Below are 12,580 nucleotides of genomic sequence, written 5' to 3'. Positions count from 1 at the left end.
TTAATCATTATTTTGAGTTTTCTAACAAAAAAATCGAAGGTGACACAATGTTCTATTTAAAACAACTACTATACTTCACTTACGAGCAAGCATTATCTTGCTTATTCCCAGTTGTTATTTTCTTAACACTAGCCCTATCAAAAATCATTTCTATCCCAGGATTCTACCGCTACGATTTCATACTCATCGTATGCCTTCTTATGCAGTGGGTTATGTACAAGACTGGCCTTGAGACGAAAGACGAATTAAAAGTAATTACTGTCTTCCACCTCATCGGCCTTTTACTAGAAATATATAAAGTTCATTTCGGTTCATGGAGTTATCCGGAAGAGGCATATTCAAAGGTTTTTGGAGTTCCACTTTACAGCGGCTTTATGTATGCAAGTGTTGCAAGTTACATATGCCAAGCGTGGAGAAGATTGCATTTACAAATGTATCTCTGGCCGAGGGCTATTTTTGCCGTACCGCTAGGAGCAATGATTTACTTTAATTTTTTCACACATCATTTTCTATATGACTTTAGGTGGGTATTAACTTTACTTCTATTCATCGTTTTCTTTCGGACATTTGTGGAATTTTCATTACGAGGCGTTACATATACAATGCCGCTCGTTCTCTCCTTTTTTCTTATCGGATTCTTTATTTGGATTGCAGAAAACATCGCAACATTTTTCGGTGCATGGCAATATCCAAATCAACGGGAAGCGTGGGATCTCGTCCACTTAAGTAAAATTAGCTCATGGTTTTTACTCGTTGTTATTAGCATTATGATTGTTACACAACTTAAATATTTGAAGGCGTCGAAAAGATAACGCTGATTATGTAAAAACAGATAGCCCATCACTTATTAGAGAGTAATGGGCTTTTTTATTAATATTTTTTAAACCGTTCGTTATAAATTCATCATAATTTACAAGAGCATAAGCATTTGCACATTATGAACTACTACTAGCAGAAGAGGTTGCTGCAGATGAAGCGGCAATCGTTGCCATCATAGCTGCCTGTTGCGCTTGGATGAGGACTTCTATCATAGTTTGTAAACCTGTGTTGGTAGCTTTACTTTCCTCACCTTTCTGACTTACGAACAGTTGAATAGCAATAAGAATATTCGTATCTGTATGCCAACGGAACAATTTCTCCCCCTGCAATTTTTCAATCAACGCTTTAATAGAATGAATCTCTTTTTCTCCATCCTCTAGTAACGCTAATAGCCCGATTGCTGGGTAATGCATTTGTTTCACTTTTACCTTTTCTTGCTTTAACAAATTCCATATGTTTGTGCATGTTGCAACTAATATTTCTTCACGGACATCCTTCTTTAATGAAAGAATATGACTTAAAAATTGAAGATCATTCCCTTTACGTAAGCCAGCTTTCGCTAGTTTCTGATAAAGACGCTCCACTCGATCCATAAGTGTTTCTACATGCTCTGATTGTCCCGCTAATAAAACCGCGAGCGGATAATCATTTGTACCTGTTAGAAAAAGATGATCCTCTTTCATACGTTTATATACTTGCATCGAACGCTGAATGTGCGTGCCATGATGTTCATTATCTTCTGTTAAAAGCACAGCCGCTGCAAGATAAGTAAATATACTCCGGCTAAAACCACCAGCGACCAATTGTTCATATAAATCTAAAAACTTCCGAAAAGCTTTCTTGTAATCTGTAAAGTGAATATCTAATGTTGCGGCCACCACAAAGCGATGATAAGACTTTAAGTATGAAAACATTCCTACCTCATTCTTAATATAACTACTAATTTCTAAAAAACGTTTGAGATCAAGCAATTTATCACTACTTGCATACATAGCAGCAATCATCATTCCTGTTCGAGAATCACTCGTTTTCCATTTTAGTTCTCCCTTTATCTGTGCATATGTATGTGTGTATTGCTCCAACTTTTGTTCTAATGTAATCATAGTATTCACCCCTATTTCTAGTTCTTCTCTTTTATTATACGTATATTCCATATTTAGGAATACCTTATTTCATAATCACATCTTAAAAATTAGAAGGTTTCTTGTCCTTCTTCATCAGTAGCACGATGATACCCCCTAATCCTTCAAGAAGTTATACAAAAAAGGTAGATAATAATTTATCTACCTTTTTTGTATATATTATTTAACATTACACCTGTATTGCTTGTTATATGCAATTAAGACTAAAGAGCTTTAATAATACGTTCCATCGCCTTCATTTGCCCAATATGATCCGCTTCATGATAAAGCATCATGCCGTAAAGCTCCCCTACCGTTTCCAATCCTAGGAATGGCTCTGGCAGTTTATTCTCAAATGCTTCTGCTGGAATTTCGTTAATACGCTTTGCTTGTTCTTTTAATTGAGCCGTTAACACTTCTAACGTTGGTCCTTCTGTTTTCCATTTAGACGGTCTTGATCCATATCCAAACATACCTGGATATTCAGTTGGTAATTTTTTGAATTCTTTTCCAAACATGAAAACTTCTGCTGCCGTTAAAACGTGACCGATATGCCAGCGGATTGTATTATTAAAACCATTCGGCTGCGTATCCGCAGTTTTATCGTCTAGCGTCTCCATAAATTTAAACAATTCCCCACGCGTTATTTCAAATTGTTTTAAACCAACTAATCTATTCATCTTATCGTTCTCCCTCTTGATGCACAATTTATTATGAACTAAGAATGTTCAACTTATTAAAGTTTCACCTTGTATAATCTATCAGAAACAATTAATAAATACACCTAATATGCTTAATAAAAAGGTTCACCCCTCGTAAATATAGAATTACTTACTGCACAAATATTTTAGTAAACAAAAAAGGAGTGTTAATTTCATGTTACATGTTTTAAAACAGCAATATCACCTTATTCGCTCTACAAGAGAAACTTTATTTTCGTTTTTGGAAGAAATCCCGCTAGAAAAATTACATAGCACTGTTCCCAATTTCGGAAACGGTAGTATTATAAAGACCCATATTCATGTAGCTGATTGCTACCGATACTGGCTTGGATCATTCGCATTTAAGCAAAAGCGAGCAGATTTTTCATTTGCTAGTGATGATGAAATTGAGCATGCAGATGTAGAGAAAGTCCGTGCTAGATTTAAGTTAGTAGATGAGACTGTACAACGGTTTTTAGAGGAATACAACGACCGTTGGCTCGAAAATATAGCAAATGAAGTGAAATGGCAAAAAGAGCCTTGGAGCATAACTCCGCTATGGCTTTTAACTCATACGGAAACGCATGAATTTCACCATAAAGGCCAAATTGTATCTATGGCTAGACACCTTGGGTACACCCCTCCTAATACAGATCTTAATCTTAATTAATTCAATCGTTCAAACAAATGAATTACTATAACTATCGTTAGCAGTGTTTATATATATATGGAAAGGCCCTTCATTCTTTTTGATGTTGTTTATAGTTTTGCAATTTTTTTGCGGCACAAACTTGTAATATATTTTAATTATGTTTGTGTCGTGTTCTTACTAACTAGTTTCATATCCATAAAAAATATATTAATATGTTTCCTTCTATAATTTCAGTTACGTAATCAATAAGAGGTTCTTTCTTTTTATTATGAATGTATACAAAACAAACACGAAAATTCCGAAAATAAAAGTTGAAAACGCTGGTAACACTTTATCATTTGGCACGTACACACTCCAAAAAGAATTAAGAAGCGCATGAAAAATTAGACACATAAAAATACTTTTAGTTGCGTTAATAATTGTAGTTAATAAGAAAGATACGGCAATTGTCGTAATTATAAAGGCTATAAAATCCCTTTGAGTTTGATTCGTGCCCGGAATAAACCATAACGGCCAGTGCCAAATAGCCCATATAACGCTCACAATAATCGTACTAAAAAATTCTGAAAACCTTTTCTGAAGAGCAGGTTGTAAGATTCCTCTCCATCCAATTTCTTCAAGACCTCCACCAATGATCATTATTGGAAAACTAATTAATGCCACGTATAATGGTTTTTGCACTGTTGCTCCACCAAATATTGTTGGAAGATAACAGCTTATAAAGGCTAGAATAATGATTAGAATATACCATGCAAAGTGATGTTTAGGATTTACAATATTTTTAATGAACCTTCTAAACTCCTCTTGTGATCCATATTTTTTCTTTAAACTAATCGCAATGATTGCCGGCATGATCCCACCGAAAACAAATAATATCATCGCAAGCGGTGTACCCAATGTCGTAATGTTTAATTTTATTAAGTTAATTAATAACCCCCAAAGTGTCCATGTACCTATAAAAGTACAAATTACATATCGTTTAATATCATTACTCATCTACTTGCCTCCTTTGTTTTAATTAGAGCACAAATTTCGAAGTATGAAAACAAATTATGTTAAATTATCCCAACATCCGAAAGAAATATCCATACTCAATTAGACCTTTACGAAATATCCCGCTATCTGCTTCACTTCAATTAAAGCTCGAAGTTAAGGTCTTACTATTCGTTAATACTGGATAGACGAACAAAAAAGAGCATGTTTTGAAATCCAATCAAAACATGCTCTTAAAATATTCTATCTTACAATCTCCATTTCCTCATCAATACCAAATCGTCTCCGCATAATTATAAGCATCACTATTCGGAATGGCATGTTTCCCCTGCGCTTGCGCTTTTCTTGGATCTAAATCATATACCATCGGCGTATAGCATGATGTTTGCCCTTTATTTACAACACCATTTCCTCCAGCACTTCCGCAAGTATATGCCTTTCCATCGGTTTTTCTGACGATCCTTGCATCAGCTTCGTTATTATAAACTGCCGGGCGGGTTACAGTAACTTTTGCCCATGCTGTCTTACACGTCGTGCTAAATTTTAATTCCACATAAGAATTTGAATCAATCCACTTCTTCTCTTTCGTTACTGCTGATTGATCACAGCTATTGTAGTAAGGGCTTTTTCCATCATATGAATGGTCTTCTGCAAATGCTTTATCATTATTCGTCGTACTAAACATACTAGTTACAACGAGCAATGCCAGACAAAGACATGCGCTTACCTTTTTAAAAAGCTTCATAGAATTCCACTCCTTTATTAATAACGTCCAGTTTTCCCGTAGCCATTATTAATCGTCACCGCTTCAGCATCAGCTGTATAACCAAAATCAGCAGTTAAATCAAATACCATTCCTGTATAGGTGCTCGTTTGCCCCGTTTTAATTGCTCCATTACCACTATTAGAATCTACTGATTTTTGAAATACACCATTTTTATATTTATTAATAACAGCGTAAGCATATACTCCTCCAGAAACAGAAGGTGCTGGTTGATCTAAAACAAGCTTAGACCATGCCGCATGACATTTATTACTGTAACGTAAATACACTGTTCCTACTTTTTTACTACCTTCATACACCGCTGTAGACTTTGCATTAAATCCATCTGCATCACATGTTGTACTGCCTCCGTATACTTTCGTTGTTGCTGGATTTTTCCCGTCATAATAACTACTCAGATCGGTAGCTGCAAATGTACTTCCTTGAAAACTAAATAATACCCCTACACTCGCTACACTTAACACACATACTTTCATTAACTTTTTAAACATTGTAAATCTCCTCCCTCAAAATAAGTACGTATATCTATCCCCTATGTACGCCCCTCCTTTCGTGCTGCCTAGAGGCATCTTACAGAAACGAATAAACGTTGTAAATTCCCTTACGATTATTGGAATATACGAAGAAATTTACTTATCCTTTTAAGAAAAAAAGTTGAGAAATACACATTTTATAACATCCTTTATTTCAACCATAAAAGAACCGATACTTGTTACATGCAAGCATCGGTCCTTTTATACAAAATTGCCATTTTTTCTTTTATATAAAATAAATATTTCTCCACTTAATCTGTTGTAAAAAACTCCCTCGTTACATCAATAAATTGCTGCAGTGGCACTGTCATCCATTTGTCTTTATGCCAAGCAATTTGTGTGAAAATTGGATTGATAGTATTGTCTAGGTGTAACTCTTTTATCGTTCCCTCTCGTATATCTTTTTCTACTACTATCGCTGGCAAAACTGCTACACCTAAATCTGCAATCACACATTGTTTAATTGCCTCTACACTAACGAACTCAATCTTATTTACTGGATACACATCTTGGATGCGAAATAACTCTTCAAATAAAATTCGATATGAACACCCTAGTTCTGTTAATAAAAGTGTTTCCTTCTCTAAATCTTTTATAGAAACGGAAGTTTGCTGGAGTAAATGATGCCCTGGAGCAGCTACTACTTTTAATTCTTCTTTCATAAGCGGCTCCACATGTAAAGCATCTTCTGTTTTACATTCGTCCAAAATAAATGCAAGATCGACTTTTCCCTCCATCAATTGTTCCTTCGCATCTTTATTGGAATGTGCTGGTTTAAATATAAGTTTTATTTGAGGAAATTGCGCTTTAAACCTCTTTAATATAGAAGGAAGTCTATATGTACATTGGCTCTCTTGCGCACCGATTATTAACGTACCTGCTATTTCCTCATCATCTTTCACAGCCATCTTCGCTTCGTTACTAAGTGCAATCATCTTGTCGGCATATAGTTGAAACTTTCTGCCCGCTTCAGTTAAGAAAAGGCGTTTTCCTAATCTTTCAAATAACGGCGTACCTAGCTCAGCTTCTAACGTTTTAATTTGCGCTGTCACGCTCGATTGAGCAAAGTTTAATTTCTTCGCAGTTTGTGTAAAGTTCAAAGTATCTGCCGCTACTTTAAATGTAATTAATTGTTTTATCTCCATTTATCATCCCTCTTTTCAATCGTAATTCTCGATTGATTTCATCGAAATAATCCTCTTTGTCTATTGATATTTATATTGTATGATAAAGAGCATCGACAAACAATATAATGGAGGTATTCCATATGAAAGCACTTTGTTTCGAACAGTTTGGAAATCCGGATGTACTACAATATAAAGAACTAAATGATCCAATCATAAATCCAAATGAAATTCTTGTCCGCACGAAAGCAATCGGTTTAAATTTCGCCGATATTTATAGACGCCGCGGTGATTATCATCTCGCTGGCAACCCACCTTATATATTAGGTTATGAAGGCGCTGGTATTGTTGAAAAAGTAGGAGCTGACGTTACGAATATTAATCCTGGAGACCGCATTGCATTTGCTGACGTTCCATTTGCAAATGCAGAATTAGTTGCCGTTCCATCAAAAAAAGCAATCCCGCTTCCAGATTCTATTTCTTTTGAAACAGCCGCTTCTGTCTTATTACAAGGTCTAACGGCACATTATTTAACTAAAGATAGCTATCAAATAAAACAAGGTGATACAGCTTTAGTCCATGCCGCAGCTGGTGGTGTTGGACAACTTCTTATTCAAATCATTAAACTACTAGGCGGAAAGGTAATCGGCCTCACGTCATCAAAAGAAAAAGCACAAATAGCTACATTAGCTGGTGCTGACCACGTATTTTTATATACGGAAGCATGGCCTGCGAAAGTACTTGAAATAACAAACGGCACTGGAGTAAATGTTGTATATGAATCAGTAGGTTCTACATTAGAGGAAAGTTTTAGCGCTACTAAAACTGGTGGCACTGTCGTATTTTACGGAATGGCCGGTGGTAATCCTGCGCCAGTTGATCCGCGTATGCTTATGGATACTTCAAAAACTTTAACTGGCGGAGACCTTTGGAATGTGCTTACTACTTTTGAAGAACGAAAAAAACGCTCTACTCAATTATTTGATTGGATCGCAAGTGGAAAATTAAACATTGCGAGCCCTACTACATTCTCTTTACAAGACGGTGCCCGTGCACATGAATTATTAGAGAGCAGAAAAAGTACAGGGAAGATTTTATTAATCCCATAATCGTTCCAGTAAAAAAAGGAAGCTAGATTTCTCTATCTTCCTTTTCTTATTTTTATCCCGCTTTAATGGGCAGTAAGCCCCCCACTGATTAAAGTTTCACTTTATATTTCCACACTTTCTGTCCCTTTTGCAACATAACTCATATCTCCAACCGACTCGACTGTGTATGTTCCATCTTGATATACAATCTTCGTTACACTAGCATTTTCCACTCCAAGTTTTGTTTTACTACTGTCTAACATTTCTATTAAGGTAGTAATCAACAACCCATGAACAACAACTAAAACGTTACCGCCACCATCTTTAGCAGCTTCTTCACTAATTTTATCTATCTCTGCTTTTATACGAGTAGAAAATAATTCCCAATCTTCCGCCTGTTTCGTAGGGTCTGCTGCTCTAATAAGATTAATTACTTCTTGAATAGAAAACTTCATAAGTTCTTCTGGTGATGCAACGCCCGCAGCTTTTCCAACCACATCCCACATATTTTCAAGCTTTTCACCTTCAAAAATACCGAAATTTAATTCTCGTAAATTTTTCCTTTGCTCAAGTTTCAATTTTGATTGCTCACTATATTTTAATACTAAATTAGCAGTTTCAATCGCTCGGCCGCTATCACTACTATACGCATTCATAAAATGAACATCTTTTAATCCCATTCCTAAATTCGTGGCAACTTCCACACCTTTTTCTACTAACGGAGAGTCTGCCCAACCTTGCGCGCGATGGTTCGTATTTAATATTGTTTTACCATGTCTTGTAACATATAACGTAACTACATTCTCATTGCTATTTGTTTCTCGCTTCTTCATTCAATTCTCTCCCTTTACATTTCTATATCAATTTTACCATCTTAATTATTCATTGAGCAAAATATACGTAAGTGCATTTGTTTAATAAAAAAGCTATCTTTCTGTATATCCCTACAAAAAGATAGCATCTTTTATGATTACATTTTTTTTAAACAATACTCCTACTCAGCAAATGCACTCGAATATTGCACAACTCCTTCTATACCTTGCAGAGCGTTCTCACTTAGCTCAACCGCCATAAACGCTTCATCTGGCACTTCAAATGGTGCTTTTATATTCCACTCACTTGCTTTCTTAAAACCAAATTTCGGATAGTACTCTGAATGTCCTAATACTACAACTGATCCGTATCCAAGTTCTTTCGCTTTTTCTAACGCAGCTACTATAAGCTTTCCACCAATTCCTTTTTTCTGATAGCCCCTGGCAACTGATACTGGTGCAAGCGCTAATGAATCTACAGAAGCTCCATCTTGTTCTATCGTAATTTTAGATAACATAATATGCCCGACTATTTCTTCGTCTACCGCAACGATAGATAACTCAGGAATAAACGCGTCACATTCTCTAATACGCTTTACAAGTTCATGTTCCTTTTTATCACTAAATTCTTCATTCAAAAATGCTTGTTGTACAACTTCTTCCGTTTTTCTATAATCAGTTTGTTGTTCTTGTCTAATCGTTACCATTTTAATTTATCCTCTATTCTTCCTTATTTCTTTTTGGATTTTACGAAGCGCTTTTTTCGATCCACGCTCAATGTCGTGCTGCATTTTTCTTTCTTTATAATCGACAAATAGTGTATTTAAATCGTATCCCTCTGGGTATAATTCTTTTGCCGCTCCTTCTAACGTAATACGTTTTACATTCACTTCAACAAAGTCGCCGTTATAATATACAACAACATTATAGAAATTATCTATTTCCTTATAGATAATACCAAAATCATCGTAATCTAATAAATTTACACGATCACCGATTTTGTACTCGTAGTGATTTTCTCTTTTTTCTTGCACGAATTTCGGTTTTCTAATTTTACTTTCATTCACTTTTTCTAATGCATATTCTTTATTTCCCATGTACTCTTTCGCTCTTTTCAGTACATGTTCTCTTACGTTCATTTTATTTGCAATCCAAAGCGCATTACTTTCACCTGATTTACCGATTACTAATTTATAAAGCGGTTCTAGTGTCTCACTATTAAATTGCATTGCTGCGTTCATGAAATCATCATGCATTTCTGAGAAACGTTTAATTTCACCGTAATGCGTACTCGCAACTGTAATACATCCAGCAAGATAAAACTCCTCTAAAATAGAAATTGCAAGTGCTGCTCCTTCATTCGGTTCAGTCCCGCTTCCTATTTCATCAAATAGTAGCAACGTATTATTATTTGACATCCTCATAATCTCAGATAAATTTTTCATATGTGATGAAAATGTACTTAATGCATTTTCGATACTTTGATTATCACCAATATCTACAAATACATTTTCAAAAATAGCAATTTCTGTTTCTTTATCTCCGGCAATATGCAAACCTGACATTGTCGCTAATGTTAACAATCCAATCGTCTTTAATACAATTGTCTTCCCGCCCGCATTCGGCCCTGTAATAATTAAACTACGATAGTTTTGACCGATTTCAAAGTTTAATGGTACTACTTTTCCACTTAAAAGCGGATGCTTACAATTTACTAAATGAACGTAGCCATGATCATTTAACTTCGGCTCTATTCCATCGATTGATTTACTAAACTTCGCTTTCGCAAACACCATATCATACTGACTAATCAATTCCATATTAATTTTTATATGATAAATATTTTCTACTACCATTCCTGATAAAGTCGCTAAAATTTGATATTCTTCCATCGCTTCTTCTGCTTTCAAACTTGCGAGTTCCACATTTAACTTTGTAACCGTATGCGGTTCTATAAATACAGTAGAACCTTTAGCGGACGCTTCAACTATACTTCCCGCAACTTGATTTTTATAAGAAGATTTAATCGGAATCGTGTACCTATCGTCCTTTTTACTAATAAAGAATTCTTGAATATACTTCTTATTTGCACTACTATTTAAAAACTTCGTTAAACGTTCTTTTATTTTCCCATCTACCGAATCAATGTTATTTCGAATTCGTTTTAACTCTTTACTAGCGGCAGAATCAATACTATTACCTTTTATTGAAAAATTAATTTCCTCTTCAATACTTTTAAATTCAGTCATTGAATTTGCATAAGAAGCTAATACTGGCGCAAAAAATTCTTTATCTAACATAAACTTTTTAATCTTTCTACATCCACGTAAAAAGTCTGAAACACTTACTAATTCTTCTGGATCTAAAATCATCCCTTTTTCTAATTTTTGAATTGTACTAGCAATATTTGAAATACCGAAAAAAGGCACATGCCCTTCTGCATCTAATATAGCTCGTGCTTCTGTCGTTTCATTTAATCGATTCCTTACTACTTTTATACTCGTACTCGGCTCTAATTTATTTATTAATTCTTTTCCTAATCCACTTACACAATAAGATTTCACTATATCCTTTAATTCGTTATATTGTAACTTTTCAAAAGTCATCGTATTCATTTTGTTTCTCCTCACTATGATTGATTTCTATCATAAATGAAGATACCTACTCATTAGATTTCAATGAGTTCTACATGATTCAATTACCATTTTTAAACATTAAAAATATACACAAAAAAGCTGCGGGGATACCGCAGCTTTTACATTTACAAGGCATGAGTAATAACATATGGGGAAATAAACCATAAAAAAACGGATGGAAATCCCCTTATTACACGCTTTATAAAGTATTGTAGGTATCTTCATAGGTATCGAAATAAATCCATGACAAAATTAGGGGTATGGTATACATAAAAATCCCCTGTTCTTATCCGATTTATTTCATTCAATTTTTCCTATTTAGTACCTACCGCACTCACAAAAAGCACCTCTCATTATTTTATATTATGGTCATTGAAATCTAATTTACTGAAATCATCATACTATATGTATAGCAAGAAGTAAAGGTGTCATACTTTAGTCGTACGCACATATGCAGATGTTTCCTCTTGCAATATTAGATACAATATATATAAATCGTTTAACGGAGGGATTTCCATGACAGACTTTCAAAAACAATTTTTCGCACGATTACATATAGAAAAAAAAAGACAAAGTTTCATTTGAAGATTTACCTAACATTATGTACGCAATGGCACAAACTGTCCCTTTTGAAAACTTAAATATTCTCGAAAACAACTTTACGCAAATATCTAAAGACAATCTGAAAGAAAAAATTTTAGTAAACAACCGCGGCGGTCTTTGTTATGAACTCAATCCTACTATGTATTACTTCCTTAAAGACGCTGGATTTGATGTTCATCTCGTTTCAGGAACAGTGTATAACGCTGCAAACTCCATATGGGCTGTTGATTCTGGCCATATCGCAACCGTTTTAAAACATCATAATGAGCTTTATCTAATTGAAGTTGGATTCGGATCATACTTACCTCTTGCACCTGTTCCTTTCTCAGGTGAAGTCATTCACTCCATTACAGGAGATTATCGTATTCGTAAAGAAATGACCGAAAAAGGAAACTACATGTTAGAGATGCGTAAAAACAATGAGTTTTTGGATCAATCTTCTACTGATGATTGGACGTTAGGCTATGCATTTTATATAGAAGAAGTGGATGAAGAAAAAGCAAATGCAGCACAAAAAATTATCGTTGAACATGAGGACTCACCATTTAACAAAGTACCTCTCATTGTAAAACTAACTGAAGATGGGCATGCATCTTTAACAAAGGATAGTCTCACAATAGCGAAAAACGGTAAAAAAATGAAAGAAAAAATTACAGATGTGCAATATAAAAATCTTTTACATGCAAAATTCGGAATTACATTATAATTTTTTAA

The 12,580-nt window shown here is 34.7% G+C and carries 12 protein-coding genes and 1 pseudogene; 4 read left to right on the top strand and 9 right to left on the bottom strand.

Features of this window, described 5'->3' with window-relative positions; all coding sequences use genetic code 11:
* Positions 1-47: 47 nt before the first annotated feature.
* Positions 48-812, top strand: a complete 765-nt coding sequence (locus MR083_RS10915) for a DUF817 domain-containing protein (RefSeq protein WP_242269238.1) — start codon at positions 48-50, stop codon at positions 810-812.
* A gap of 123 nt (positions 813-935) precedes the next feature.
* Here the strand turns inward: MR083_RS10915 and MR083_RS10910 are convergent, their stop codons facing one another.
* Both MR083_RS10910 and MR083_RS10905 read right to left on the bottom strand, forming a co-directional pair.
* On the bottom strand, positions 936-1,973 hold the full coding sequence (locus MR083_RS10910; RefSeq protein ID WP_061183474.1) for a DUF4003 domain-containing protein: 1,038 nt from the start codon (positions 1,971-1,973) through the stop codon (positions 936-938).
* Positions 1,974-2,164: 191 nt separating this feature from the next.
* The gene (locus MR083_RS10905) at positions 2,165-2,620 is read right to left on the bottom strand and encodes a DinB family protein (RefSeq protein WP_242269235.1); all 456 of its coding nucleotides are present in this window, start codon (positions 2,618-2,620) and stop codon (positions 2,165-2,167) included.
* Between the two features lie 196 nt (positions 2,621-2,816).
* Between MR083_RS10905 and MR083_RS10900 the strand changes: the two genes are divergently transcribed.
* A complete protein-coding gene (locus tag MR083_RS10900; RefSeq protein WP_242269233.1) occupies positions 2,817-3,311 on the top strand; it encodes a DinB family protein in 495 nt (164 codons plus the stop codon).
* A 216-nt stretch (positions 3,312-3,527) separates the two neighbouring features.
* On the opposite strand, the gene MR083_RS10895 is transcribed toward MR083_RS10900, so the two are convergent.
* From MR083_RS10895 to MR083_RS10880, 4 genes are all read right to left on the bottom strand, one after another.
* Positions 3,528-4,289 (bottom strand): CPBP family intramembrane glutamic endopeptidase, encoded by a 762-nt coding sequence (locus tag MR083_RS10895; RefSeq protein WP_242269231.1) that lies wholly within the window; start codon positions 4,287-4,289, stop codon positions 3,528-3,530.
* A 265-nt stretch (positions 4,290-4,554) separates the two neighbouring features.
* Positions 4,555-5,031, bottom strand: a complete 477-nt coding sequence (locus tag MR083_RS10890) for a DUF2690 domain-containing protein (RefSeq protein WP_000765226.1) — start codon at positions 5,029-5,031, stop codon at positions 4,555-4,557.
* A gap of 17 nt (positions 5,032-5,048) precedes the next feature.
* A complete protein-coding gene (locus MR083_RS10885; protein ID WP_000473757.1) occupies positions 5,049-5,561 on the bottom strand; it encodes a DUF2690 domain-containing protein in 513 nt (170 codons plus the stop codon).
* 293 nt (positions 5,562-5,854) lie between these two features.
* Complete coding sequence (locus MR083_RS10880) at positions 5,855-6,748, bottom strand: LysR family transcriptional regulator (RefSeq protein ID WP_000403878.1); 894 nt, start codon at positions 6,746-6,748, stop codon at positions 5,855-5,857.
* A 122-nt stretch (positions 6,749-6,870) separates the two neighbouring features.
* Here MR083_RS10880 and MR083_RS10875 point away from each other — a divergent pair, with 122 nt between their 5' ends.
* Positions 6,871-7,836 (top strand): quinone oxidoreductase family protein, encoded by a 966-nt coding sequence (locus MR083_RS10875; RefSeq protein WP_229136000.1) that lies wholly within the window; start codon positions 6,871-6,873, stop codon positions 7,834-7,836.
* Positions 7,837-7,937: 101 nt separating this feature from the next.
* Here MR083_RS10875 and MR083_RS10870 read toward each other — a convergent pair whose 3' ends face one another.
* The 3 genes from MR083_RS10870 to MR083_RS10860 all read right to left on the bottom strand — a co-directional run bounded on the left by MR083_RS10870 (position 7,938) and on the right by MR083_RS10860 (position 11,242).
* Positions 7,938-8,648, bottom strand: a complete 711-nt coding sequence (locus MR083_RS10870) for a histidine phosphatase family protein (RefSeq protein ID WP_000745512.1) — start codon at positions 8,646-8,648, stop codon at positions 7,938-7,940.
* 161 nt (positions 8,649-8,809) lie between these two features.
* Entirely contained in the window at positions 8,810-9,334 is a 525-nt protein-coding gene (locus tag MR083_RS10865) for a GNAT family N-acetyltransferase (RefSeq protein WP_000256491.1), read from the bottom strand.
* A 6-nt stretch (positions 9,335-9,340) separates the two neighbouring features.
* Positions 9,341-11,242 (bottom strand): endonuclease MutS2, encoded by a 1,902-nt coding sequence (locus tag MR083_RS10860; RefSeq protein ID WP_242269229.1) that lies wholly within the window; start codon positions 11,240-11,242, stop codon positions 9,341-9,343.
* A 537-nt stretch (positions 11,243-11,779) separates the two neighbouring features.
* On the opposite strand from MR083_RS10860, the pseudogene MR083_RS10855 reads away from it, so the two are divergent.
* Positions 11,780-12,572 (top strand): annotated as a pseudogene (locus MR083_RS10855) (arylamine N-acetyltransferase family protein).
* Positions 12,573-12,580 lie beyond the last annotated feature (8 nt).

It is taken from the genome of Bacillus cereus group sp. BfR-BA-01408 (assembly GCF_022663305.1).
Lineage (GTDB): Bacteria > Bacillota > Bacilli > Bacillales > Bacillaceae_G > Bacillus_A > Bacillus_A pacificus.
Note: the sequence above shows the minus strand (reverse complement) of the source record. Positions and strands in the feature narration are given on the sequence as shown.

Coding starts and splice junctions, on each gene's coding strand:
- MR083_RS10915 (WP_242269238.1), top strand. CDS start 48: ATGTTCTATTTAAAACAACTACTATACTTCACTTACGAGCAAGCATTA.
- MR083_RS10910 (WP_061183474.1), bottom strand. CDS start 1,973: ATGGAATATACGTATAATAAAAGAGAAGAACTAGAAATAGGGGTGAAT.
- MR083_RS10905 (WP_242269235.1), bottom strand. CDS start 2,620: ATGAATAGATTAGTTGGTTTAAAACAATTTGAAATAACGCGTGGGGAA.
- MR083_RS10900 (WP_242269233.1), top strand. CDS start 2,817: ATGTTACATGTTTTAAAACAGCAATATCACCTTATTCGCTCTACAAGA.
- MR083_RS10895 (WP_242269231.1), bottom strand. CDS start 4,289: ATGAGTAATGATATTAAACGATATGTAATTTGTACTTTTATAGGTACA.
- MR083_RS10890 (WP_000765226.1), bottom strand. CDS start 5,031: ATGAAGCTTTTTAAAAAGGTAAGCGCATGTCTTTGTCTGGCATTGCTC.
- MR083_RS10885 (WP_000473757.1), bottom strand. CDS start 5,561: ATGTTTAAAAAGTTAATGAAAGTATGTGTGTTAAGTGTAGCGAGTGTA.
- MR083_RS10880 (WP_000403878.1), bottom strand. CDS start 6,748: ATGGAGATAAAACAATTAATTACATTTAAAGTAGCGGCAGATACTTTG.
- MR083_RS10875 (WP_229136000.1), top strand. CDS start 6,871: ATGAAAGCACTTTGTTTCGAACAGTTTGGAAATCCGGATGTACTACAA.
- MR083_RS10870 (WP_000745512.1), bottom strand. CDS start 8,648: ATGAAGAAGCGAGAAACAAATAGCAATGAGAATGTAGTTACGTTATAT.
- MR083_RS10865 (WP_000256491.1), bottom strand. CDS start 9,334: ATGGTAACGATTAGACAAGAACAACAAACTGATTATAGAAAAACGGAA.
- MR083_RS10860 (WP_242269229.1), bottom strand. CDS start 11,242: ATGAATACGATGACTTTTGAAAAGTTACAATATAACGAATTAAAGGAT.